We start from the raw sequence: 24,088 nt of genomic DNA, 5'->3' as shown, positions 1-24,088 counted from the left end.
TTTGTGGGTAAAAATTAGGCACTATGATGTATAATGTATAACTTTGTGGGGTATGAAGACGCCGAGTAAGAACAAGATAAGGCAATCGAGCCTACGCACTCGCGAGTTGCTTATTGACGCAGCTCGCCAGCTCTTCGCGCGTTTTGGAGTCGAAAAAACCACCATGAACGATATTGCCGAGGCCTCCAAGCGGGGCAGGCGTACCGTCTATATGTACTTCAACAGCAAGAGTGATGTCTTCTATGCTGTAGTAGGGCGAGAGTTGGATCTACTCTGCAAGCGACTCGAGGCTGTGGCAGAGTCTGACAAATCTGCCCCGGAGAAATTGATGAGCCTCATCTACACCCACATGGATACCATCTTGCAAGTGGTCATGCGCAACGGCTCTCTCAAGGCCCAATTCTTCAACGATATTGGCCGTGTGGAGCGAGTTCGCTACAAATTCGACCTCCGCGAGCAGGATATTATTGCCTCCATCCTAGAGGAGGGCAACCGGGATGGTGTTTTCTCGGTGCGTGACGTCAGTATGACTTCCAATATCCTACAACATGCCTTCAAGGGGCTGGAGGTGCCCTATATACACCGACAAACGCGCCGTATGGGGAGCCAAGAGTTCGACTCCTTACGCCGAGCCGCCGAGTATTTAGTATTCCGAGGCGTTGGCTACAGAGGTGAGATACACCACATCCCCGCACAAAAACAAGATCAAAACAACAATAATACAGAGAAATCATGAACTTATTAGCAGGAAAAACTGCCCTTATAACGGGTGCCGGTCGTGGTATCGGTCGTGCTATTGCACTCCGCTTTGCCCAAGAGGGAGCAAACGTTGCCATTACAGATATTCGGATCACAGACGAGGTAGAAGAGTTCATCGCTCAACTCAATGCCATGGGCGTAAAAGCCAAGGCATATACCTCCAATGCTGCCGATTTTGACGATGCTCACAAGACGGTAGAAGCCGTAGCTGCTGATTTTGGCGCTATCGATATTCTGGTAAACAATGCAGGGATTACTCGCGATGGGCTACTCATGCGCATGACCGAGGAGCAATGGGATATGGTGATTAACGTCAATCTCAAATCCGCATTCAACCTAACCCACGCCGTAACTCCCATTATGATGCGCCAACGTAGCGGCAGCATTATCAACATGGCATCAGTAGTAGGGGTGAGCGGTAATGCAGGGCAAGCCAACTACTCCGCCTCCAAGGCCGGTATGATTGGTCTCGCCAAAAGTACCGCTAAGGAACTCGGGTCTCGTGGCATCCGTGCCAACGCCATTGCCCCCGGTTTCATCATCACCGATATGACCAACGCACTCTCAGAAGATGTAAAGAAGCAGTGGGCTGCCCAGATCCCTCTACGCCGCGGTGGTACGCCGGAAGACGTGGCCGGGGTGGCAACATTCCTTGCTAGCGACCTCTCCGCCTACGTTTCGGGGCAAGTTATTCATTGCTGTGGCGGCATGAATTGCTAATGAAAGTCGTATACGAAGACAATCACCTTCTCGTCGTAAGCAAACTGCCGGGCGAGATTGTTCACGCAGATAAGACGGGCGACCCTTCCCTAGAGGATATGGTCGCCCTCTACCTTAAAAAGAAATACAATAAGCCGGGGAATGTATTCGTAGGCGTGGTACACCGGCTCGACAGACCTGTGGGCGGATTGGTTCTTTTTGCCAAAACCAGCAAGGCTCTGGCTCGCATGAATAAACTCTTTGCCGAGGGCGGAGTACACAAAACCTACCGTGCTGTGGTGCAAAACAGCCCCAAAGGCACACAAGGAGAGTGTATAGATTGGCTCTGGCGCAATGCTAAACAAAACAAAACCTACATCGTAAAAGAGAATCACCCCGATGCCAAGCGAGCACACCTCCGCTGGCGACGAATTGCCACGGCAGAGCGCTACCAAATGCTGGAGATAGAGCTACTGACGGGGAGACACCACCAAATACGAGCACAACTTGCAGGGATGGGATGCCCGATCAAAGGCGACCTAAAATACGGAGCTCCACGCTCCAACCCCGACGGAAGCATCTCCCTCCTAAGCTACTCCATGGTCTTTGAGCACCCCGTAAGCCACGAAAAGATAGAGCTGCATGCCACTCCGCCCCACGACAAGCTCTGGCAACTCCTCTTCTCCCTTGCCGAGAAGGACTCCAAGGGGGCTACTCGCCTTTAGACTACCGAAGAGCACCGCTCTCCACCCCTCTCAAGAGACCTCAAAAAAAAATTAGCCCTACACTCCCAAAAGTGCAGGGCTAAAACAAAATATTTTTCAGGCAGAAGCACTCTCCCTTTCTGGGTGAAAAATGGAGAAAAATCAGCTGATTTCCAAGAGAAAACTAGGCAAGGAAATTCTTCTCTCTCCCTACCAAGTGGCTCCGGCCCGATTGTGACAGACGACTCCTACATTCTCTATTCCCCCTATCGAAGGGCGCTCACTGCAGGGCTCTAACGTAAGTGTATATATACCCGAGGTGGGGAATTTCACCCCTTGTAGATAGGGAAACGAGAGTTCCGTAAGGGCCACCCCCGATCCCCGCCATAGGCCTACTTGCTCCGAGAGCAGGAGATGCAACGTATCCCTCCGCTCATAGGATGCGCTATCGCTAAGCGTGGCCAGCACATCAAAACCACAATACTCTACATTGTTATTATGCCGAATAAGAAGGTCGAAATAGTAGGGACGGTGCGCTTCCGTTACCAAGAAGCGATACGAAAGCTGTTGCCCACGATTCCACTTCGCATTGGGCACCTTTTCGTACTCAATACAGGCTTCGCGCGTAGGACGGCAACCCACGACAGCAATAGGCAGGGCAACGGAAAAGAGGCAAAGTAGAGCCAGAATCCCCCGATAGAACCTTCGAGACATAGTACGCAGAGCCCCTCGCTAGTCTAATTACTCCGGAGCCGAATCACCCTCTTTACTCGCGGGGCGGGCTTCGCCTCCGGAGCGGGCAAAACGCCTATCACGCTGCGGGCGATGCTCACGGCGAGCTGTTGGTTCACCCTCGGCACTTACAGCGCCATCTCCCATAGGGCGGTTGCTATTCACCCTCGGTGTACGTCTCTCACGGCGAGCGCCTCCCTCAGACTCGGGCTGCGAGCCCTCTCCGCCTTCGAGCACCCCCTGTGGTGCACGGCGGCGATTATTGGAATAACGATCCCCCGATGGGCGACGGCGATTATTCGGACGAGTCTCTTCGGCCCCCTCTTCTCTAGAGAGATTCTGCTCAGGAGCAGCTCCCTCAACAGGCTCTTTTGCCCCCGCATTACGAGAGCGACCGGCACGGTCTCCCCGGTTATTGTTGCCGTTGCCCTTGCGACGCTTACGCCCCTTATCATCGAAGCGGGTAAGGAGATTTTCGTCTAGAATATCTAGCGAGACAGGCTTCTGTATGTAGCGTTCCTCGAGCAGGGTTGCGGGCTTCTCGCCTCGGCGATTCATCTCAATCACCTCTCGAGCACGTCGGGTAGTAATGGTACATGCATTGGTAGAGCGATTCTTCTCCGCAGTGTACGTCACCTCCCCTTTGAGGAGATCCCACTTGAAGAAATAGAAGCTTCCCTCCTCCGTCTCTAGCACCAGATCACGAGGCGGCATACGCTTTTGAGCCTCCACGTAGGTATTTACCTCAAAGTTGGTGCAGCACTTGAGCTTGGCACATTGCCCCGTAAGTTTCTCGGGATTCAGGGTAAGATCTTGGAAACGAGCCGCAGCCGTATTCACACTCTTGAAGGTAGTCATCCACTGAGCACAACAGAGCGGACGACCACATGGGCCAATCCCCCCGATACGCCCGGCCTCCTGACGTGCTCCAATCTGCTTCATTTCGATGCGCACATGGAAGGTATCAGCCAACACTCGGATGAGTTTACGGAAGTCTACACGCCCATCGGCTATATAGTAGAAGATGGCTTTGCTCCCATCTCCTTGATACTCTACATCGCCTATCTTCATCTCCAAACCCAGCGCCTCAGCTATCTGACGCGCCTCAATCATGGTACCATGCTCCCGGCGCTTCGCCTCTTCGCAACGATCGAGGTCACTCTGGGTAGCTAGGCGGAAAAGCTGACGGATGGGCTCTCGACTATGGGCTTCTTGGCGACGAAATCGGAGAGCAGCCAATGTTCCTGTGAGTACCACTCGCCCTATATCCACACCGGGAGAACCCTCCACCGCCACTATGTCATCTTTGTGTACCTCTATCCCTAGAGGGTTCGTAAAGACTACTTTGCGGGTATTCTTAAACTGAACCTCTACGTATTTATTACGGTCTATATCATCGGCATAGCCCGAGAGCCAGTCGTAGCTATTAAGGGGCTGTTTGCCACACCCTTTGCAACCCGCTGAGTCTATCTGAGCCGCTCCAATGTACTTTATATCGTCTTTATGCATTATCTAATCTCTTTGTTATCAGTCGGTAAAGGTACAAGTTTCTCGTTGAATAGGCGATAAAACAGCCTTCGAAGCCGGTATAAAAGACTCCGCCACCCTCTCAACTAGAGAGAAGGTAGCGGAGCCATAATATAGAGTTGTGGTATTTCTTTTCCTTAGCGAGCCGGGAGCTTGCGGGTGAGTGTAGAGCCATCCGACAAGCGAACACTCAGGAGCGTCATGGCCTGACAATAAGCTCGATCTACAACAAACTCAAGAGCATTAACCCCTTCACCCATCGTAAGTTGCTTCCCATCTACGCCATAGAGAGTATAACTCTCAATCCCTACAAGACTCTCCACTCGATAGCCGACCTCTACGGGGATCACTCGAAGAATTTCACCATCCGTATGAGGTGAGGTCACAGACTTCACCCCGGGGTACTCCATACGAAGCTCAAAGCGGGTGCCCTCATTCGCCCCATTCTGATAGGTGTAGCGAGGATTCGCCAAAAGGTCATGCTCCTGACGAGTAGCTCGGTCGTAGAGAGCAATGCGGGTAAAGTGGTGACTCGTAAGCGATGAGAAGTCCAATTCGATCGGACCTATCAGCGAGCTATGTACCCCCATAGGCACCACTGCAAGTGAGGAGCCCGACTGGATTACATTGGGCGATCCCGCATCCGCATCCACAAAGAAGACCGTAGGCACTTCGTCAATCGTAGGATAGAAGAGTGCCGGAGCCGATACAAGTTCCGTATCGGGGAAGAGAATGGACTCGCCACTCTTACCTGCACTATTCGTAGCCACCACGGAAACTTTGCGCATGGGGTCACTCATGTTTATCGTACGGCTCTGGAGGCTCCAATCCTTGTTGGGTGCAAGAAGCACATTATTGGAGCCCTCCGTGGGAAAGAGTAGCGGACCGCTAGCCTTCTTCTTGATCACAATAGCTTGGAGCGGAAGGATCTCCTTCTGAAGCGTGCTAGCGGGAGAACTCACTCCTGAGTAGTAAACCTTCCAGGTATTGTTCGTAAAGATATAGTAATAGGGCTCGATAAGTGTGCTATTTACATTTACCAACTTATCGAAGTCAATGGCACTCATAAAGGGATTACCCACCATCCGCAACTCGGTGCTCGTATCCCCCGCTAGTTGGAAGGCATAACCCTCTACGGGAGCTCCAGATAGCGTGATCGCACCAATCGCTTTAGAAGCCGTTGTCTCGAAGGCAAAGCGGAAGTCCTCCTCCGGCTTACGCACATAGCTATCAACCTTGCCCATAGGCGCAAGCGTAGCCATATCGTAGTAACGGAAGAGAGAAGTATTATTAGCCGCCGTATATCTATGTAGAGGATAGTAGGGATCTACATCTCTATTGAGATAGAAAGGAAGGCGGATAATACCCTTCAGACCATCAAGGTTCTTGTGGTCTTTGTACCCGACCTTGCTTGCATTACGACCTGCCACCTTGAGAGCAATCGCATGGTTGAATGAATCCATATTGTCCACCAGCGTATTCACCGGCTTATCAAAAGAGGCATCGGTAAGAGTCGCTGCATTCCTAATGCCCGACTTGAAATAACGCTGATAGGTCATGGGATAGCCCGCCAAACCAAAGTCGCCCGAGAGGATATTCTTAAGCGGAGTGGCAAGCATGTACCAGCGGTCACGCTCCATCATTCGCTTATCGCTCTTGGGGAAGTGAGCCTCCGCATGAGCCTGGAGCGTACCATCGGACTGCATCTTACCGAAGTTGTAATCCACATACGCACGCTCATAGCGGAGAAGCTGGGGGCGCCCCAACTGACTGCCGTAGTGGAAGTAGATATCCTGACACTCGGCGGCGCCATAGGTACCCTGCACCGAAACCGAAGGGTCTAGGTCGGGGAAGAAATTATCCACCTCGGAGGGGATATGCACCGTAGTACAAGCTGCAGGGATGGCATTGACTGCAACCCCATTAGTATTGCGCCAGTTGCTCTTGTCGAACCAGTTCGCATTGGTCGCATCAGACGCCCACCAAAGAACAGGAGGAGCCACCGACAAATCGAAGGGAATCTCTACAGAAGTGGGAGCTCCCTCACAAACTACATTGATGGCCTCCAACTTGTATCGTCCGGAGTGCTTTGTGGCTTCGCTATGGGCAATCTCCACTACGCGTCCATCCAACGTGGAGCCATCCGGCAAATGCCATTTATAGAGAATGTTCCCACCCAAGGAGACCGCCTCGAGGGTAATAGGTTCCCCTTCGCAATACTTGCTCTTGAGGCGCGTGGTACGAACAATGCTCGTAGAACTCAAGTCGTAGAGCGAAATAGGGGTACCGGCCTTATTATCGTTCCGGCATTGTCTATCCTTGAGATAGAGCAAATAACGATCCTCCGTGATAGGGGTTCCCGGTGTCAATTCTATGGTAATGGAGCCGCCATTAGCTACCACATCCACATCCGATAGGGTCTTTATAGCCGCGCCTCCATTAGCGGGACGGAGCTCCACATCAAGATGCCCTATATAGTTGGTAGGCTCGAAATTGATGTAAGCATAGGACCCCGATGGGCACTTATAGCCCACATAGGTATCTCGCTCATAGGAGAGGTTTAGATCATTCAGATCGATGGAAACGGTAGGAAGGCAAATTATATTATCATTACTATAATAGCTACTAGAAGTCCAAGAGACTCTCAAGCCTAGTTTCCCTTGAGCCAAAGGCATATCAAAGTAAATCTTCTTAGGATCTACACCCGAACTGGCAACCACATAGGAGCCACGAGAGAGTGTACTGCCATTAAAGACTTCTATATCGTTTTCGCTTAACCCATTAGGATACTCTTGAATTTGGACGTATGGAGTATCAAATGAAACTCCATCCTTAAGTAAAATATCTGTATGACCGCCGGCAAATGGATAGATGCGCATGCGCCCACATTCCTTAACAACCGCTTTGGGCTGTAGTGTCTTCGGCCCCGGAGTATATTTGGGGATAACGCTATTGATAGGCATCTTGAGCTCTTTCGTACGCCCACAAGGGTCTGTCACCTCAAAGATATATTCACCCGAAGGGAGCACCCAATACTGATCGCAGTAGTTAGGGAAGGCATGCCCATTTAGAGTCTCACAAGAGAAGGGATAGAAACGTTTATTTCCATAGCCCGTAGGTACCACATAGGGAACCCCCACTTGCAAAGCATTAGGAGAGGGAGGCGTATAGGTCGCGGGCGCCTGCTTCAGCGTAACGGTATAACCATCAAATACGACATTGTTATAATACGCTCCGGTACGTTGTCGCGCTTGGATGTAAACAGTATACGACTTGAGCCCCTCACAATTATTGTCTCTTGTATTTCCATACGAGATATAGGGGTCTGGAATCAATTGTTGAACTTCATATTTAACGACATCTCCATTACCATCCCTATAGGTAAAGAGGTAGCTCTTAGATCGAGAGAAGGACGTATTCAGTGCCACGGCCGTCCTAGACTCCATGTTATCTGTCGTAAGGACTACCGACTCTAGAGGTACCGTGGGGTTATCTGCCTCTGCAACCGACACAGTAACAGGGGGACAAAAATCATTTCGATAAGTGCTATATAAGTAGACCTTACGCTTGTAGTCGGCACAGACTCCACCCGGCTCTTCAACTATCTGACTCACCCAGTTCTGATCAATAAAATAGTCTAAGTAATAGGCTTGGAATTGAGTCGTATTCTTCAGACGATAGGCAAGCCAAAGCTTTTCATTCGTGCTTCTTCTTCCCAGTTTAAACCAAGAATCACCTCCCGGATCCCTAAACATAATACGAAAGGCCCCTGGTTTACGAGCTATAACATGAGCTGGATCCGGTGCCGGAGCAACCGTCTTGAGGTCGTACCAAGTGACCCCCGCTGCATTGGCATCAAGGTCGCTCTTCTTTGCGAAGGTAACATCGTAATATTTAGCAATGGTATCGAGATCCTTATAGTAGGGGAAGCTACTATTCCTTGGTTCCCAAACCTCATACCATCCGCAATGCTCTCGTATGGGGATAAGGTCGTTATCGCCAATAGCAGTAACAAAACTTGAAGATGTGGTCTTCACCTCCACCTCCTCGGCAGGATAGGAGATACAATCGTCCGAAACCTGCACCTTATACTTACCGGCAGGGAGATTGTAGAAAAACTGCCAATAGGGAGTAGATGCAAATGTAAACTCGGTGTAGCCCGTATAGCCGGCCGGCTTATCGATAAGCCTTACCGTATAATTCTGTGCACTCCCACTCGTCACTCGCACTCCAATCATACCCGTAGGATCGGGATACCCTTTGAGCGTAGGGCGCTCCTCCTTTATTGAGATGACCGGTCTACGATAACTGGTCGTAACCGTAATCCCCGGCACTCTCTTCTCTACCGTAACCCCATTGGTAAAGAGCACCTTTACCTTGAGCGTGTACTTACCGGCACGAAGGCCCGTAACGGTTGGGAGAGTGTTATTTTGACTCGTCACAAGGGCGTGCGTAGTCTCATTTTCGTAGGTATAGACGCAGCTCTGTATAGTGTAAAGCGGATTCTGAGAAGTAACCGTACTCGTAATCTCTCCATCACTTTCGCACCGACCATTAGTGACCGTGGGCACCACATTTATATCAGAGGCTTGTTGCGCCCGAAGCGAGAAGGTCGAGAACAGACAGAGGAGGGTGAACAGTCCTAAAGAGGCCGTCCCTCTCTTAGAAAGGAATGATAATATAGACTTCATGTGTAGACTTATAATTGAGGGATTACTCCTTAAAGCGAACTGTAATACGATAGCAACTATTGCGGTAAACACTATAATCGCCGGTGGCAACCAGAGAGCCGCCTCGCAGGGCGACTACCTCCTGCAGATACTTACGGGCATCTGCAACATTCGGGTTCTGCATCGGATTCTTAGAGACCTTCTCCACAAGAGACGTGGGGTCCCAAACATCGCTCATATACTTATAGGTGAACTGGAGGAAGGGCTGATCGCCTACTGCAAGAGCCGGCGCCGCAAGATACTCCGGAATATAGAAGGCGAGTTTGTAATCGGCCGTAGCTACACCTCCGATACTCAAATCCTCAAACGTGGTAGGGTCTATCACGCACTTGGGGTTGGGGGCCGTAGGGAGCGGAATGTCGTTGAAGAGTACTCCCGAGGCCACCTCGCTCGCCGGGGTCAAAAGATTCTGCGGCATAAGAGTGAAAGACTTGGACATATTAAGACTCTTGATCGTGTAGAGACGATCGAACGGGCCAATACCAATCCAGGCATAACGCTTCTGGTTGTTCCCCTGAAGCTGCACCTCCACCATATCTTTGAGCAAAAGCTCCACCTTGGCCATCCCACGGAGCAACTCTACCCCATGGGTAGGCGTCGGGAGCAGGATCGCATGGGGCGTTGCCTGCGTCCCTGCTTGCGTCATATCCACATTCGAATACTCCGCCGTCATCGGGCTACGAAGCTTGATCGTAGGCAGTGCGCCCTCCTTATACAGATCGGGCATAGCCACTCGAATATTATTGAGATCGCTGCGCTGCGTTACCGCATTCAAGGCCGTGGTAATAGTGGGGCCCTGCGTTGCATCCACACGCTCATTGGCGATCACGACCATATCATAGATACCCGGCTTGGGCACGCGAAAGACGGCTCGGCGAACCGTAGGATTGCCATCAAAAGCAAACGTAGTACTACTCCCGCCCGGCACGTTATAGCACAAATTGTACTTAAGCGTCCCGCTCTGGAAGAGCATGATACGCAACTCATGAACCTTGTCCTCTTCATCCAATAGGTCAGCATTGAGCGTATTCTGACCATCCGCCTGAGCCCTGAGCGTCAAGTCTACCGAGAGATAATTATCCCTCTCGCCACCCGAGGGGGTGGGCGTAGAGCAGCCACTAAGCCCACCCCACAACAGCGTGAGGAGGAGCAACAGTCTGCCCGAGGATATATAGTGCGATAAAACTTTTGATATCATGCGTTCGATAGAGACGTCTATATGTGTGTATATATGTGTTGGAGTGTATGGAGTGGGGCTTAAAACTCTATATCGTAGCTATGGACTACCCAGCCATTGATAGAGATCTCTACCGCCATAGAGGGGGAGAACTTAAGATCTATGGTAAAGAGGTGGTCGCACTCCGGCCTATAACCCGGTAGCTTCTCGAGAAGATCTTTCTTCAGATCGAACCGGAGAAGATCGGCCCCCGTATCCGTGCGAACCAGAACCAACTCGGGATGCGTCGAGGCATCATCGAGGCGGAGCGTTCGGAACGTTGTCTCACGCTGTGCTCCTCCCGTTGGAACATCGCCGGCATATACAACCGGAACTTGAGGAATGGAGAGACGCCCATCCATTTGGTAGCGCGCAGTATTGTCGCGAATCTCCACTCGGCAAGGCATCGCCCCAGATAGCCCTGTCAGGCGCACTATAAATTCATTGGAGTATTCGGTAAGGAGCGGCTTACTATAAAGCACTGTTGAGGCTCCGGCTATGTGACCACTCGGTGGGGTTATGGCGACCTCTCCATGATAGAGAGTGTGAAAGACGGGGCGATCAGGCCGATTGTCCGCCGTGAGCCGTAGCCCAAAGGTCCCCTCCAAGAATCTCGGAAGAGCCATGAGCTCGGGAGCATACGAGTAATCCTCTGCTACATCGCCCGCCCAAAAGTAACAGCGATACGTCTGCTCCTTATTATCCGAAAGGGCTATCTCAAACTCACTCCCTTCGGAAAGTACAACATCCTTGAAGCTCTTATAGCCAAGAAGTTTTCCCTCCTTATTAAAAACCACTACGGTCATGCGATCTACCCCCTCCGGGTAAGTCGGGCCATCCATACAGGGAGTCTGCACGTAAGGGGTAAAGCGAAGCAAGGTGGGACAATCGTCGCCCTGTTCAAAAATCAATCCACTGCAGCTCGTCAGTACGAGCGACAAAAACAGTAGCGGGATGATGCGCTGTAGGAACTTCGTCATTCAGAGGAAATTGTTTGTTTACATGGAAGGGATAATCTCCCCTATTCAACGCTCTCAGCATTGATGGCAAGAGAGAATATGTGCCCCCGAGGGAGCCCCTACATGCCTCAAGAGATAAGGTAAGAGGCATGTGGAGCTACCCAAGGAGCGGTTGTTTAGTCACTAAAAACAGAGAAACTTAGAGAGAGAGCTCAATATCGTAAGTATGGACTGTCCAAGCGAGCACTGACATCTCAACGCTCATCCAAGTTTCCTTTGGAGTATTAGGATCTTGAGGATCGAAGGGGTTGGGATTTACAGGATCGTCATTGGGTTTGGGGTCAGGGTTGTTAGGACCACCGGGGTTAGGATTGCTGGGATCTTCGGGGAAGAGGGGATTCCAGTTTGTACCGATAGTCTTGAAGCCTGTGATATTGATGCGGTAGATATTGTTACGGAATACAGGAGCATCGAGTGTATTGGGTACGCGATCGGGGTTTACAAATGCATAGTAAAGAACCTTACCATTCTCATAAGTGCGGAACCTCTGGCCGGCAACACCACCCTTAGTAGGATCGGTTACGTTAGCCTTCGTAGTGTAGAACTTGTTGTTTGCACCGAGGTAGAAAGTTTGACCTTCGTGATAGTTACCACCCTCACCATCAGCAAAAGCAGTTGCTTCGGGCACGAAGAGAGCGCGAACAAGTACATAGGGAGTGTTACCACGACGGAAGTCCCCATCGTAGCTATTTACATCTGTATTCGTAGAAACAGTTTGGTACTTGTGCGAAGCTTCGAACATAAAGAGGCTGTGCTTGAGAGACTCTTCACCGATCTTCTTTGCATCAACAGGACCTGCAATCGTCGTAACAGAACGAGGATTCGTGGTAAAGGTGTGAGCCAAGAGGTCGCTATAGTCGTAGTGCGTGCTACCTGTCCCCCAGATATCTGCAATTGCCGTGGGCACATAACCATACGCAGGGGTCTGGATGAGATTAGAAACTACCTTCTGACCGATATAGAACTTCTTCTCACCTTGAGCACCGGCATAAGAGATGTTCTTTACAGTACCCATCTTGGTTACGCCATCGCTATACTTTACTTCATAAGTATCTGCGTTGGAGGTTACAAGTACGCGGGCAACTACACGCTTCATCTCTACCGAAGCACGGTTTGTACCGGCAAGAGCCTGAGCCTCAGTTACGCCGGCAGCAACGTAGATAGTGCATTCCTTAGCGTTAGAAGCCATGATAACATCCTTGCCCGCAGTGTGCGTTGCTACAGAGGTAACAGCCAGCTCGTGAGCTACCGTATTGTAAGCACTCTCGAAGGCTGCAGCAGTTGCCTGAGAAAGAGCGAGGGTTACATCTGCCGAAGCATTAACAACGGCATATACCTTCTTCGGGCCGGGATTAGTACGGATAGCAGTTTGGGGCACGATCGAAATAGAAGCGGCACCATCTGTCTGCGTAATCGTAAAGTTACTCTTATTGTACGCACCGGTAGACACAACACCAGAGGCCACATCTACAATATATACATCGATTGTTTTGATCTCGTCTTTTCCGTTCCAAGTACCTACTTTGCTGTAGTTATCGTCTTCGGCACGAAAATCGTTTGCCCCCATATTGAGGGTAACGCCTACATACGTAGACCCCTCCTTATTGGGGTCTTGTACTTCTCTCCCAGACTTTGCACATGAGGCAAAGAGGCCGAGGGTTGCGAGCATAAGGCCCGCCATCATCTTCATTTTCATTGTAATTCTTGTTGATTTAATAATGTAATTGATATGTTGTTTTCTATGCTTGAGCCATATTCTTCATGCAACATCCTCTCTCCAGTCGAAAGCCACACAAGGCGTTCAGGAAAGACAAAGCAATGTCAACCAGCTTCAAGCGAGCAAAAAATCGATGCGCCCCGAACAGTAGGTATAGAGAGCAGATAAGACTCATCCTGGAGAACTAAATCTATTATACGCCTACCATAGACTAGCACACATACTATCCATGATACAAAGAAATAGAAAAAAACGAGACAAGGGAAAAAGACAAGATTGTTTACATTTTATTCCAAACAAAAAACACTTGGCTCAGATAGCCAGATACAAGCGAACTTGCTGAAAATACCAACTATCCGTCAACAATAGGGGTATAGCGAGGAAAAGTAAAATTGTAAAGAAGTCTTTATTAAAAAACAACCCTCCCGCACCAAAAAAAGGAGATGCCCCTCCACTTGGAGCATCTCCTGAGATCGCGATCTCCTCTCAACTAACAAGAGGAGGATAGATCCCTCTCTCTCAAGAAGAGATTAGTCTTAGAAACGGTAGGTTACACCCAAGTTTAAGGGAGAGTAACCCAAACCTACCTCACCACCAAGAGCAAGAGTAGGAGTCACATAGTAGCGAGCACCTACAAAACCTTGATAGATGAAGGCTCCGGCAGTCCCACTGTAGGCATTACCTCCATAGAAACCCCAACCTAGACCAAACCCGGCATAGGTATCCAATTTGGATACGAGCTCATAGTGCAAGGCACCACGAGCACCTACGAAGATGCTGCTAGCATGGGTTTCGGGAGCAGTACGGATAAGCTGATACCCGCCTTGAGCACCAACACCGATAGTACCCTTACCGTTGCCAAAGAGGTTGCTTACAATACCTCTCTCATACACGGCTGTAAGAGGGGGTACGACAATGCCAGAGAATGCCCCTGAGCCGGGCAAGCCAACCATAAGGCTTGCAATCTGCGTTCCTTTTTCAAACGTCTTTTGGGCGTTAGCCTCTCCCAAAGAGGCAAATCCGGCGAAAGCTACGGCTAGCCCGAGAATCAAATTTCTTACTTTCATAATCAGTTTTTTTAGATCGTTAATATTATTGGTCCCTCCTCCAAAGTGGACAGGAGGGAAGAGAACCCTTACTAATCTTCACTACGAGAGCGACGCTTTCGCTCTAGTTCGTCGAGAATAATCTTGCGCATACGCATACTATTGGGAGTAACCTCTACGTACTCGTCTGCCTTGATATACTCCAAAGCATCCTCAAGGCTAAAGACAACGGGAGGGGCCAGAGCCACCTTATCATCGCTACCCGAGGCGCGCATATTGGTCAGTTTTTTGCTTTTGCACACGTTCACTACGAGATCGTTGTCTTTGGTATGCTCCCCAATCACTTGGCCTGCATACACCTCGTCTTGCGGTGCAATGAAAAATCGGCCTCGGCTCTGGAGGTTGTTGAGGGCATAGGCAAAAGCCGTCCCACTCTCCATCGCTATAATAGAGCCATTGAGGCGCCGTTGTATCTCACCTCGCCAGGGTGCAAACTCGATAAATCGGTGCGCCATTACCGCCTCCCCTGCCGAAGCCGTGAGTACGGAGTTGTTGAGCCCGATAATACCTCGAGAGGGGATGGTGAACTCCAGCATGATGCGATCGCCCTTACTCTCCATAGAGGTCATCTCTCCACGACGGCGGGTAATTAGGTCGATTACACGGCTCGAATACTCTTCGGGCAGATTGACCGTAAGCTGCTCTATCGGCTCACATTTGACCCCATCTATCTCCTTTATGATTACTTGGGGCTGCCCCACTTGGAGCTCATACCCCTCGCGGCGCATCGTCTCGATAAGCACACTAAGGTGCAGAATGCCTCGCCCATAGACGAGCCACGAATCTGCCGAGTCGGTAGGCTCTACACGTAGCGCAAGGTTCTTATCCAGCTCTTTGACCAAACGGTCGTGGATATGACGGCTGGTGACAAACTTGCCATCTTTGCCAAAGAAGGGGGAGTTATTGATGGTAAAGAGCATACTCATCGTAGGCTCATCCACACGGATACTCGTAAGAGGTTCGGGAGCAGAAGCATCGGCCACCGTCTCCCCAATCTCAAAGGACTCCAACCCGATAATGGCGCAAATATCGCCTGAGGAGACCGATTCGGCCTTAGCACGCCCCAACCCCTCAAAGGTGTTGAGCTCCTTTATTTTCTGACGTACTACGGAGCCATCGCGGCGACAAAGTACAATATCGCTATTCTCGGAGATCGTACCTCTGTGCACGCGCCCCACGGCAATTCGCCCCACGTAAGAGGAGTAGTCGAGCGAAGTGATAAGCATCTGCGCCGGCCCCTCCAGCATGGGAGGTGGGGGTATATGATCTACAATCGCATCCAATAGGGGGGTAATGGTGTCGGTGGGATTGTTGTAGTCCTCACTCATCCAGCTCTGTTTTGCCGAACCAAAGAGGGTGGGGAAATCCAACTGCTCATCACTGGCATCGAGGCTTGCCATCAGGTCGAAGACCATGTCTTGTACCTCACCGGGGCGGCAATTGGGTTTGTCTACTTTATTGATTACCACAATGGGCTTGAGCCCTAGGTTTAGAGCTTTTTGGAGCACAAAGCGCGTCTGTGGCATGGGGCCCTCGAAGGCATCCACCAAGAGAAGGCATCCATCTGCCATATTAAGTACACGCTCTACCTCGCCTCCAAAGTCCGCGTGCCCCGGGGTATCTATAATATTGATCTTAACACCGCGATAGCGAATACTCACGTTTTTGCTCACAATGGTAATCCCACGCTCTCGCTCGATAGCGTTGTTATCTAGATAGGTATCTACCTCGGTAGCTTTGTCGTCTCGGAAAAGTTTGCCCGCCAGTAGCATCTTATCAACAAGTGTTGTCTTGCCGTGGTCTACGTGGGCGATAATCGCGATATTGCGTATTTCTTGCATACTGCTCTATAATAACCGGCTACAAAGGTAATGAAAAAGCATCGCCCCCTCTACCTAAGTAGTACAGTTTAAGTAAAAAAGCGGGGAATTACCCCTCATAAGAGCGGCGAATAGCCCCAAAAGAGGAGCAAATAAGGAAGTAAAGGAGAGCCCCTTACAACGAGCTAGAGCCAAGGAAAGAGAGGGCCTTCCCCTCTGCTTGGGATGGAGAAAGGGGAGGAAGGGAATAAAAAAGGCCTCCAAAACCCTAGATGAATTTTGGAGACCTTTAATGCGTAGTATAGAGTTGCGGGGAGAGGACTCGAACCTCTGACCTTCGGGTTATGAGCCCGACGAGCTACCACTGCTCCACCCCGCGATATTATCTCAATTGCCCTGCAAAGGTACAGATTCTTTTTGAATTAGCCAAATGCCTGCCTCGCTCCACCTAGAGAGTAGCCCCCATGATAGTCCTTCTCTTATCGGCTCTCGCAGAACAAACGCTCACAAAAGGCTCTCTCACGAGCACCAGACATGGATATTCAGTCCACGAAAATAGCGCAAGAACTCCCCTTTAGATTCAAAGGGGGCTCCTCACCTCTCCTCCTTAGAGAGGGGGAGAGGGAGGTGCAACTTCATTTCTCAGAGGGCTTGATCGGGCGTTTGGGGAGAAGATCTTCCGTTACCCTTTGGCGTTTGAAGACTATCCTCCTAAAGGAACTTTGTGGTCCTAGATAGAGAGTATCCCCCTTCACCTCGTACTCCTCTACAATATGAGAGGGAGCACTCCAGCTGAGACCTGCAGAAACGCTGTACAATCCACTACCCTTGGTGTAGTAAACTCCTGTATACTCCCTCGTGAGCTTTGGTATTTCACTTCCGTCTTCATACTTGGCATACACACCAACATCATCCCCATTTGCAAGAAAAGCGACTCCCACACAAAAATCAGAATGCGTCCGAATCGTATTTTCAAAATATTCGGCATCGGTATGCATCCTTTCTATTTCATCAATGTCTATCCACTCCCCAAAAAGAGCAGGGTCTCTATACTCCTTACGGTAGGACTGTGGACCTCGATAGCAAGAGGTGAACCAGAACAGCCCCACTAGAAACAGAACAAGAGAAGCTGTAAACGTACGGCACTTCATAATAAGCTAACAATTCAAATATTGGGTAGCACCAGCCCGTGCAACATCTCTCCTTGAGGTGCAAAACCAGATGTCTGACGGCATTCCAATGCCACCCTTCTTGGCGTCAAAGATACTTGTTTTTTCTAATTATACAACACAAATCAATACATATCCCTTAATAGCATAGCAACAAAAACGGAAGACACGCAAGTTTTAAAAGAAACTGCGTGCATAAAACAGAGAAAAAAATACCAGGTGAAAAGCATTTCCCCTCTTGGGTGAAAATAAAATATTTCTTGCCCAAAATATGAGGGTAAAACCAGCTGAAATAAAAATATTTCTAGGGTAGTTTTCTCCGCGATTTTAGCCAACGACCCACACGCTGCTCCCCCGAGGGCGAAAACGGCACCAAAAACAAGCTGAGAGAGAGCTATACCCGAATCCCCTCGTCCCCTCCCTCCTCTCGAAGAACATCCCTCAAGAGGGCTCTTTTATCCTCAGCCAAATCGGAAAGAGGAAAATATCTACGAAAAAATCGTTGATTATCTACGAAAAGTTCGTACATTGCGCTCGATAAGCAATACAAAGAGCTATGAACAAGACAAAACTCGCCCCATTAACCCCTCAAGAAGAGAGTGTTATGCAGATCATTTGGGAGCTAGGGGATGGAGCAGCCATACGGCAGATATTAGACAAAATGCCCGAACCCAAGCCCCCCTACACCACCCTGGCAAGCATTGTAAAGAACCTGCACACCAAAGAATACATTCACCCCGAAAAAAGCGGAAAGACCATGCTGTACAGGATCGAAGTAACGCAAGAGCAATACTCCGCCTCCTCTCTCCAGCACATCGTACGAAACTTCTTTGGAGGAGATTACAGGCAAGTCGTGCAGTTTTTTGCACGCAAAGAGAGCATCTCACCTCGGGACCTCAAAGAGATAATAGACTTGATTGAGCAGAAGAAGTAACCTCACCTCTTAGCCACCTTTACCCCATGGAAGTACTACTCTACTACCTACTCATCAGCGGAGCATCCCTCGCCCTCGGAGCCTTGCTCGGGCGGTGGCTCTTCCTCCCCCTTACGTGGCATAAGGCAACTCGCGCCTTTTACCTTATCATCCTCGTCTCGGCGTGGGTGATACCGCTCGTTGGCATTGTAGTTCCCTATATCGACTGGTCAATACTCTTCTCACCCTCCCAAGAGGGAGTGGCACTCGCCCCATTCCCCCTAGAGTTATCGCCCATGACGGAAGAGGTCTCACCCTCCATTTGGGGATTGCTACTGCCCCTAGCTTTGAGCTGCATTTGGGGGATAGGAGCACTCGCTCGAGGGATTCGCCTCTTGGTCGCCCTGCGAGCTCTGGTCAAACTCAAACGGCACTGCACCCCCTATCTTCTCCCCAATGGACGGAAAATACAGCTTCTCCCCCAAGGGTATACCGCGTTTAGTGCCTTTGGAGAGATATACATCTCCCAAAAGATGCTAGAGGAGGGTGAGTGGACTATGGTCTACACACACGAAGAGGAGCACACCCGGCAGCGACACTACATTGACCTCCTACTCGCAGAAGTATCCCTTATCCTCTCGTGGTGGAACCCCGCCATGTGGCTACTGCGTAGAGACCTCAGCCTAAACCTTGAGCACCTAGCCGACGACGCCGTGCTAGCCCAAGGCATTGAGGGCAAACCCTATCAATACCAACTCCTAAGATGCGCTACAGACGGCTCTGTAAGCCCTCTATACAACCCCTACAATGGATCTAACAACTTAAAAGAAAGGATCAAAATGATGAACAAGAAAAACTCACCCAAGCGAGCTATCCAACGCCTATGGCTCGCCCTACCCATGGCTGCCCTTACCCTCTTAGGCGGTAATTACCTACTGGCTCGCCCGGTTGCGGAGCGTCTCCCCCTCCTACAAAACATAGGGGACGAAGACCCCGTCTACGAAATGTGCGAGGTACTCCCCCAATTCCCCGGAGGGAATGACAAACTCTTCCTCTGGCTCGCCAAGGAGGTACGCTACCCCAAAGAGGCAGAAGAAAAGGGTATCGAAGGCAGAGTACTTGTACACTTCATTGTGGAAAAAGATGGCAGCGTAAGCAGCCCCACCATCATGCAAAGTGTAGACCCTCTGCTCGACGCCGAAGCCCTACGTGTAGTGGGCAAGATGCCCAAGTGGACACCCGGGAAGCTCAAAGGAAAAGTCGCACGCGTCTCTCTCACCCTCCCCGTCCACTTCAAACTAAGTGCAGATAACGCCAAATCTTCCTCAGCAAAAAGCTCGGACGCGCCTAAAGTCCTCTATGTATTGGACGGCAAGGTAGTAAGTGACGTAAGCAACCTGCCTAGCGAGAAGATCGCAGAAATGCGCGTAGACAAATCTCAAACGGAAGTAGTAACCATCGGAGGGAAGAAGTACGACCTCAAAGCCCTCGGATTAGAAGGAGTTGTCTACATTACGACGAAGTAACGCCGCCCCCTTATAGCGGAATACAACTATTTTTCATCTCTTACAGCCCTCGTCTCTTACAGGAGTCGGGGGCTCTTCGTTTGTATGCAAAGAGGGCGCATGGGAAGAGGAGAGGGCTCCTCCCCAAAGAAAGAGGCGTAGTATTAGAGAGAGAGGAGCCCCTCTTTTTGCAGAGAGTGCTCCCTGTATAGAGAATCCGTAGTACCTTCGTGGTCGGAATGAACAAAGTGCATCTATTGGTGGCAGATAGCCACGATTCGTTTGTCTACAATCTCGTAGAGATCCTTAGGAAATGCCCTAATTGCACCTTCGATGTTGTGTCGACAGAGCATTGCCCCACCCTTCCCCTAGAGAACTACCGAGGGATACTGCTTTCCCCGGGGCCGGGGCATCCTGAGGAGGTGAAAGGGCTCATGCCCCTCATTGCTCGCACTGTGCATACACACTCTCTTTTGGGGGTTTGTCTCGGGCATCAAGCTCTTGCCCTACACTTTGGCGGGCGACTATTGCAAATGCCCCACCCCCTACATGGGCACGCCGAAAGACTAACGATAAAAGAGATAGAGGGGCACACCCTCCTCGAGCAGCTCCCCGCCGATAGCTCGGTAGGGCGTTATCACTCGTGGTGCGTGGCAGAAGAGCCTTTCCCCGACGTATTAGAGATTACGGCAACGGCACTAAGCGATGGGGCTATCATGGCATTCCGTCACAAAACACTCCCCCTATTTGGGGTACAATTTCACCCCGAGAGCTACCTATCGCCCCACGGTGCAAGCATCGTACAAAGTTGGCTATCCGGACTCTAGAGTAGACGCACGCTCTTGTAGCGCACCTCTTTGTTTTTGTTTTTCTTGAGGGGGAGGAGGTAAGAGACCGCCAGCTCGTGGCTACCCCAATTCCCCTTAGCCATTTGATTGATAGGCATCTCAAAGGCATACCCTACCGCTACACTCCCAAACTTCATCCCGAGGGAAAAGCCTGCGGCATTCATCGGCCGGAACATTACCCCTGCCCTGAAACGCTCGGCATACTCCAGTTGCAAATTGGCATCAATGCGCCATGCCTTAAGGTCCGTAAGCACCAAGAGAGAAGGCTTCCAAGTAAGCAACGAGGTCTCCGAAGAGAACTTATAAGAGGTATGAAAGGTATAATTCCGCTTTAGCTCAATAGAGTAATTATTACTGAGCCGAACACGTGGAGCTAAAAGATGATGCGACGCCACGCCTATATACATGCGCTTATTGCGCCACGAAAGCCCCACAGCAGAATCAAACGACTTACCGGACACTCGCGTAAGGGGTAAAGCAGGGTCATTAGGGGTAATGCCCTCACCATCGGGCAGAAAAAGCTTCGTTCCATCAAAGGCACTATTGAACAAACCGGCTTGCAACCCTATGCCCAATTGCCCCTTAAACAAGGGCAAAAAGAATGTATATTGTCCGGCCAAGTCGGTATTGACAAAAAGCCCTTTCTTCTGCGTAAGGAAGGCTATTCCCACCCCATGCTTTCGCTCTAAAAAATCGACCTGCGTATTGGCAAGAAGGGAGATATTGGCAGGTGCCCCCGGGATACCTACCCATTGCTGATGGTATATGGCGGTTATATCCAGCTCCTCTTGCCCTCCGGCGGCGGCAGGGTTATAGAAAGTGGCCGCCCTATCGTACAGCGAAAAAACGGCGTCGTATTGCCCCATCAGCGGTAAAGCCTTTACCCCTAACAGCAACAAAAACGCCCCTTTGAGGAGCCACCACGAGGTCGCTCTACGCCTCAATCCTTTCTCGTACATACTACAGAAACGAATAGAGAGGGGCGATTAGTATGTAGGGGGAGCCTTTGACCGCTAGGATTTGGCGATACAGAAAGAGGCAAGGGAGGAACGGGAGTCGGGGCTATTGGTCCCAAGAGATCGCATCGGGTAAGGCACGTAAAGGGCGAGAGCGAGGTGGGGGCTCCCCCTGAAGCGGTACAAACCTTCACCTCTCAGCAAACAAAAAGTCCTACCCCAACACATCCGTGGGGTAGGACCTTAGTATTTGAAAGAATGGAGGTTCTATATCATTCGAGGCTCCTCATTACAAGGGTCCTTCTCATGCCACCTCCCTTCTTCGAAGCTCTACAGAAAAGCGATTAAGCTTCTGCAGGAGCTGCAGTTTCTGCTTGAGTAGCCGAAGACTTGCGCGAACGGCGAGTACGCTTCTGAGGAGCAGCCTTCTTGCTTTCGCCAAGCATAGCCTCGTTGAAGTCTACAAGCTCGATAATGCACATAGCAGCGTTGTCTCCAAGACGGTAGCCCGTACGAAGAATACGAGTATACCCACCGGGGCGATTGGCAACCTTATCTGATACTACACCGAAAAGCTCCTTCACAGCCTCTTTGTTTTGAAGCTCAGAGAAAACCATACGGCGTGAGTGAAGATTGTCATTCTTAGAGCGTGTGATGATAGGCTCTACATACACACGCAACGCCTTTGCCTTAGCCACCGTAGTAGCGATACGCTTATGCATAATAAGCGAAGTGGCCATGTTAGAAAGCATAGCCTCGCGGTGTGCCTTCGTGCGACCTAAATGATTGAATTTCTTATTGTGTCTCATCTTTTACTCTTTATCTAGGTTATACTTACTCAAGTCGGTAGCAAACTCCAAGCCAACCTCTGCGAGGAATCCCTCAAGTTCTTCAAACGTCTTCTTACCGAAGTTGCGGAACTTAAGGAGCTCTTGGCGATTGTGCTTCACGAGATCGGCTAGAGTGAAGACATTGTTGGAGCGAAGACAATTGCGAGCACGCACCGAGAGATTGAAAGAGTCAAGCTCTTGTCTTAGCATCTGACGTATGCGGAGCGTTTCTTCGTCCATTACATCCCCCGTCTCGTCGCCGGCTTCTTCCATATGCATCTCCCCATCACTAAAGAGAGAGAAGAGATCGATAAGGATCTTTGCAGCCTCGCGAAGAGCCATCTCCGGCTCGATAGTACCATCGGTAACTACCTCCAAGATAAGCTTCTCGTAATCGGTCTTCTGCTCCACACGGAAAGACTCTTCCTTGGGCATTACCCGACGAATAGGGGTGTAAATAGAGTCGATAGCAATCGTATTGAGCGGATCACCCTCACGAGTATTCTCGTCGCTGGGTACATAACCACGCCCCTTATTGATGCGGAACTCTATCTTGACATTGCTAGCTACCTGAGGGTCGAAACTACAGATATGTTGATCTAAGTTCGTTATCTCGAAGTTGCTAAGAGCGGCATTAAGATCCTCTGCGGTAAAGACATCTTTATTCGCAGGGAAAGCTACTGTTACCACCTCTTCGTCTGCATTGTCAACCTTTTGCTTGAAGCGAATCTTCTTGAGATTGAGTATAATGTTTGTAACATCTTCCGTTACACCAGGAATAGTAGCAAATTCGTGCTCTACACCATCAATGCGAATAGAGGCGATGGCATACCCCTCAAGAGAGGACAACAAGATCCGACGCAGGGCATTACCAATCGTCTTGGCATAGCCGGGTTCTAGAGGTTTGAACTCAAAACGACCGACAAGTTCGTACGGTTCGCATTCGTCAAGGACATACTGAGGCACCTCTACCTTTACTACGTTCTCGGGTTTTTGAAATGCTAATATTGCCATGATGTTAGGGATTATTTAGAGTACAATTCAACGATAAGTTGTTCCTTAATGTTCTCGGGGATATCAGCACGCTGAGGTATGTTGAGGAACTTACCGGACATTGAGCTGTTGTCCCACTCGATCCAAGAATACTTACCGTGGTTGAAGCCTGCCAGTGAGTTGGCTATTACTTCCATGCTCTTATCGCGCTCACGAACAGCAATAATCTGCCCGGGCTTTACAGAGTAAGAAGGAATATTTACCACATTGCCATCCACCGTAATGTGACGATGCGACACAATCTGACGAGCTGCAGCACGCGTAGGAGCAATACCAAGACGGTAAACGATGTTGTCGAGACGGCACTCCAAAAGCTGGAGAAGCACCTCACCCGTTACCCCTTTAGAGCGTTGAGCTGCCTTAAAGAGATTGCGGAACTGACGTTCCAACACCCCGTAGGTATACTTTGCTTTTTGCTTTTCTGCGAGCTGAATACCATATTCGCTCGACTTACGACGGCGACCTTCACCATGCTGCCCCGGGGGGTAGTTCTTTTTGCTAAGTACCTTATCGGGGCCAAAGATAGGCTCGCCAAAGCGACGAGCGACTTTTGATTTAGGACCTGTATATCTTGCCATAATATTTAATGAGTAATGGGACTTTTACCCTGCATCCTCTACTTCAAGAGAAATGGGTCTCTGTGCTATAATAATAATCTCTTTGCTTGCAAAGCCGTGTATTTTCTTGTCTCCGAATCTCTTTCTCTTCTTCCCCACACCTTGGAGAGTAGACAGCCGCAGTCCTATTCGTAAGAGAGGGAAAAGTGAATAGGTCAAAAACCTCCA

The 24,088-nt window shown here is 50.1% G+C and carries 19 protein-coding genes and 1 tRNA gene; 6 read left to right on the top strand and 14 right to left on the bottom strand.

All coding sequences use genetic code 11. From position 1 onward, the window contains the following. The first annotated feature begins 52 nt into the window (after positions 1-52). The 3 genes from Q0090_RS07215 to Q0090_RS07205 are packed head-to-tail and all read left to right on the top strand — an operon-like array spanning position 53 to position 2,183. Positions 53-736 carry a TetR family transcriptional regulator gene (locus Q0090_RS07215; protein WP_297949204.1) on the top strand — a complete coding sequence of 228 codons (684 nt, stop codon included), beginning with the start codon at positions 53-55 and terminating at the stop codon, positions 734-736. Continuing rightward, complete coding sequence (fabG, locus tag Q0090_RS07210) at positions 733-1,479, top strand: 3-oxoacyl-[acyl-carrier-protein] reductase (RefSeq protein WP_004333645.1); 747 nt, start codon at positions 733-735, stop codon at positions 1,477-1,479. Before Q0090_RS07215 ends, fabG begins: the two co-directional genes overlap by 4 nt. Continuing rightward, the gene (locus Q0090_RS07205; protein ID WP_297949201.1) at positions 1,479-2,183 is read left to right on the top strand and encodes an RNA pseudouridine synthase; all 705 of its coding nucleotides are present in this window, start codon (positions 1,479-1,481) and stop codon (positions 2,181-2,183) included. The genes fabG and Q0090_RS07205 overlap by 1 nt, the downstream gene beginning before the upstream one ends. A 189-nt stretch (positions 2,184-2,372) precedes the next feature. Here the strand turns inward: Q0090_RS07205 and Q0090_RS07200 are convergent, their stop codons facing one another. The 10 genes from Q0090_RS07200 to Q0090_RS07155 form a co-directional block, all read right to left on the bottom strand. Continuing rightward, positions 2,373-2,876 (bottom strand): hypothetical protein, encoded by a 504-nt coding sequence (locus Q0090_RS07200; RefSeq protein ID WP_297949199.1) that lies wholly within the window; start codon positions 2,874-2,876, stop codon positions 2,373-2,375. 27 nt (positions 2,877-2,903) lie between these two features. Continuing rightward, a complete protein-coding gene (gene ricT, locus Q0090_RS07195) occupies positions 2,904-4,403 on the bottom strand; it encodes a regulatory iron-sulfur-containing complex subunit RicT (RefSeq protein ID WP_297949197.1) in 1,500 nt (499 codons plus the stop codon). Between the two features lie 155 nt (positions 4,404-4,558). Further along, positions 4,559-9,112 (bottom strand): hypothetical protein, encoded by a 4,554-nt coding sequence (locus Q0090_RS07190; protein WP_297949195.1) that lies wholly within the window; start codon positions 9,110-9,112, stop codon positions 4,559-4,561. Positions 9,113-9,134: 22 nt separating this feature from the next. After that, positions 9,135-10,349, bottom strand: a complete 1,215-nt coding sequence (locus Q0090_RS07185) for a fimbrial protein (RefSeq protein ID WP_297949193.1) — start codon at positions 10,347-10,349, stop codon at positions 9,135-9,137. 59 nt (positions 10,350-10,408) lie between these two features. Next, positions 10,409-11,347 carry a FimB/Mfa2 family fimbrial subunit gene (locus Q0090_RS07180; RefSeq protein WP_297949191.1) on the bottom strand — a complete coding sequence of 313 codons (939 nt, stop codon included), beginning with the start codon at positions 11,345-11,347 and terminating at the stop codon, positions 10,409-10,411. Between the two features lie 178 nt (positions 11,348-11,525). After that, positions 11,526-13,082: an Mfa1 family fimbria major subunit gene (locus Q0090_RS07175; RefSeq protein ID WP_297949189.1), complete on the bottom strand. Its 1,557-nt coding sequence runs from the start codon at positions 13,080-13,082 to the stop codon at positions 11,526-11,528. A gap of 557 nt (positions 13,083-13,639) precedes the next feature. Beyond that, positions 13,640-14,170 carry a hypothetical protein gene (locus Q0090_RS07170; RefSeq protein ID WP_297949188.1) on the bottom strand — a complete coding sequence of 177 codons (531 nt, stop codon included), beginning with the start codon at positions 14,168-14,170 and terminating at the stop codon, positions 13,640-13,642. 71 nt (positions 14,171-14,241) lie between these two features. Further along, the gene (gene typA / locus Q0090_RS07165; RefSeq protein ID WP_297949185.1) at positions 14,242-16,050 is read right to left on the bottom strand and encodes a translational GTPase TypA; all 1,809 of its coding nucleotides are present in this window, start codon (positions 16,048-16,050) and stop codon (positions 14,242-14,244) included. A 286-nt stretch (positions 16,051-16,336) separates the two neighbouring features. Then, positions 16,337-16,408: transfer RNA gene (locus tag Q0090_RS07160), tRNA-Met, on the bottom strand. 256 nt (positions 16,409-16,664) lie between these two features. Then, positions 16,665-17,180, bottom strand: coding sequence for a hypothetical protein (locus Q0090_RS07155; RefSeq protein ID WP_297949182.1), 516 nt, complete (start codon positions 17,178-17,180; stop codon positions 16,665-16,667). Positions 17,181-17,754: 574 nt separating this feature from the next. Here Q0090_RS07155 and Q0090_RS07150 point away from each other — a divergent pair. From Q0090_RS07150 to Q0090_RS07140, 3 genes are all read left to right on the top strand, one after another. Then, the gene (locus tag Q0090_RS07150) at positions 17,755-18,132 is read left to right on the top strand and encodes a BlaI/MecI/CopY family transcriptional regulator (protein WP_297949180.1); all 378 of its coding nucleotides are present in this window, start codon (positions 17,755-17,757) and stop codon (positions 18,130-18,132) included. 26 nt (positions 18,133-18,158) lie between these two features. Then, a complete protein-coding gene (locus Q0090_RS07145; RefSeq protein ID WP_297949178.1) occupies positions 18,159-19,637 on the top strand; it encodes a M56 family metallopeptidase in 1,479 nt (492 codons plus the stop codon). A gap of 218 nt (positions 19,638-19,855) precedes the next feature. Then, on the top strand, positions 19,856-20,443 hold the full coding sequence (locus tag Q0090_RS07140) for an aminodeoxychorismate/anthranilate synthase component II (protein ID WP_297949177.1): 588 nt from the start codon (positions 19,856-19,858) through the stop codon (positions 20,441-20,443). On the opposite strand, the gene Q0090_RS07135 is transcribed toward Q0090_RS07140, so the two are convergent. The 4 genes from Q0090_RS07135 to rpsD all read right to left on the bottom strand — a co-directional run bounded on the left by Q0090_RS07135 (position 20,440) and on the right by rpsD (position 23,881). Then, positions 20,440-21,423: a PorP/SprF family type IX secretion system membrane protein gene (locus Q0090_RS07135; RefSeq protein WP_297949175.1), complete on the bottom strand. Its 984-nt coding sequence runs from the start codon at positions 21,421-21,423 to the stop codon at positions 20,440-20,442. The two genes, Q0090_RS07140 and Q0090_RS07135, sit on opposite strands and share 4 nt — an antisense overlap. A 341-nt stretch (positions 21,424-21,764) precedes the next feature. After that, entirely contained in the window at positions 21,765-22,229 is a 465-nt protein-coding gene (rplQ, locus tag Q0090_RS07130) for a 50S ribosomal protein L17 (RefSeq protein WP_297949173.1), read from the bottom strand. A 3-nt stretch (positions 22,230-22,232) separates the two neighbouring features. Further along, a complete protein-coding gene (locus Q0090_RS07125; protein ID WP_297949170.1) occupies positions 22,233-23,264 on the bottom strand; it encodes a DNA-directed RNA polymerase subunit alpha in 1,032 nt (343 codons plus the stop codon). A gap of 11 nt (positions 23,265-23,275) precedes the next feature. After that, positions 23,276-23,881: a 30S ribosomal protein S4 gene (rpsD, locus tag Q0090_RS07120; protein WP_040580746.1), complete on the bottom strand. Its 606-nt coding sequence runs from the start codon at positions 23,879-23,881 to the stop codon at positions 23,276-23,278. Between the last annotated feature and the right edge of the window lie 207 nt (positions 23,882-24,088).

The organism is uncultured Porphyromonas sp. (genome assembly GCF_938023125.1).
Taxonomy (GTDB): domain Bacteria; phylum Bacteroidota; class Bacteroidia; order Bacteroidales; family Porphyromonadaceae; genus Porphyromonas.
The sequence above is the reverse complement of the archived record's forward strand: the minus strand, read 5'-3'. Positions and strand labels throughout refer to the sequence as shown.

What these genes read in the sequence shown, in the direction of transcription:
- Q0090_RS07170 (WP_297949188.1), bottom strand. Translation starts at nt 14,170, where the DNA reads ATGAAAGTAAGAAATTTGATTCTCGGGCTAGCCGTAGCTTTCGCCGGA.
- ricT (WP_297949197.1), bottom strand. Translation starts at nt 4,403, where the DNA reads ATGCATAAAGACGATATAAAGTACATTGGAGCGGCTCAGATAGACTCA.
- rplQ (WP_297949173.1), bottom strand. Translation starts at nt 22,229, where the DNA reads ATGAGACACAATAAGAAATTCAATCATTTAGGTCGCACGAAGGCACAC.
- Q0090_RS07185 (WP_297949193.1), bottom strand. Translation starts at nt 10,349, where the DNA reads ATGATATCAAAAGTTTTATCGCACTATATATCCTCGGGCAGACTGTTG.
- rpsD (WP_040580746.1), bottom strand. Translation starts at nt 23,881, where the DNA reads ATGGCAAGATATACAGGTCCTAAATCAAAAGTCGCTCGTCGCTTTGGC.
- Q0090_RS07180 (WP_297949191.1), bottom strand. Translation starts at nt 11,347, where the DNA reads ATGACGAAGTTCCTACAGCGCATCATCCCGCTACTGTTTTTGTCGCTC.
- Q0090_RS07215 (WP_297949204.1), top strand. Translation starts at nt 53, where the DNA reads ATGAAGACGCCGAGTAAGAACAAGATAAGGCAATCGAGCCTACGCACT.
- Q0090_RS07205 (WP_297949201.1), top strand. Translation starts at nt 1,479, where the DNA reads ATGAAAGTCGTATACGAAGACAATCACCTTCTCGTCGTAAGCAAACTG.
- Q0090_RS07140 (WP_297949177.1), top strand. Translation starts at nt 19,856, where the DNA reads ATGAACAAAGTGCATCTATTGGTGGCAGATAGCCACGATTCGTTTGTC.
- Q0090_RS07150 (WP_297949180.1), top strand. Translation starts at nt 17,755, where the DNA reads ATGAACAAGACAAAACTCGCCCCATTAACCCCTCAAGAAGAGAGTGTT.
- Q0090_RS07135 (WP_297949175.1), bottom strand. Translation starts at nt 21,423, where the DNA reads ATGTACGAGAAAGGATTGAGGCGTAGAGCGACCTCGTGGTGGCTCCTC.
- Q0090_RS07175 (WP_297949189.1), bottom strand. Translation starts at nt 13,082, where the DNA reads ATGAAAATGAAGATGATGGCGGGCCTTATGCTCGCAACCCTCGGCCTC.
- Q0090_RS07125 (WP_297949170.1), bottom strand. Translation starts at nt 23,264, where the DNA reads ATGGCAATATTAGCATTTCAAAAACCCGAGAACGTAGTAAAGGTAGAG.
- Q0090_RS07190 (WP_297949195.1), bottom strand. Translation starts at nt 9,112, where the DNA reads ATGAAGTCTATATTATCATTCCTTTCTAAGAGAGGGACGGCCTCTTTA.
- typA (WP_297949185.1), bottom strand. Translation starts at nt 16,050, where the DNA reads ATGCAAGAAATACGCAATATCGCGATTATCGCCCACGTAGACCACGGC.
- Q0090_RS07200 (WP_297949199.1), bottom strand. Translation starts at nt 2,876, where the DNA reads ATGTCTCGAAGGTTCTATCGGGGGATTCTGGCTCTACTTTGCCTCTTT.
- Q0090_RS07145 (WP_297949178.1), top strand. Translation starts at nt 18,159, where the DNA reads ATGGAAGTACTACTCTACTACCTACTCATCAGCGGAGCATCCCTCGCC.
- Q0090_RS07155 (WP_297949182.1), bottom strand. Translation starts at nt 17,180, where the DNA reads ATGAAGTGCCGTACGTTTACAGCTTCTCTTGTTCTGTTTCTAGTGGGG.
- fabG (WP_004333645.1), top strand. Translation starts at nt 733, where the DNA reads ATGAACTTATTAGCAGGAAAAACTGCCCTTATAACGGGTGCCGGTCGT.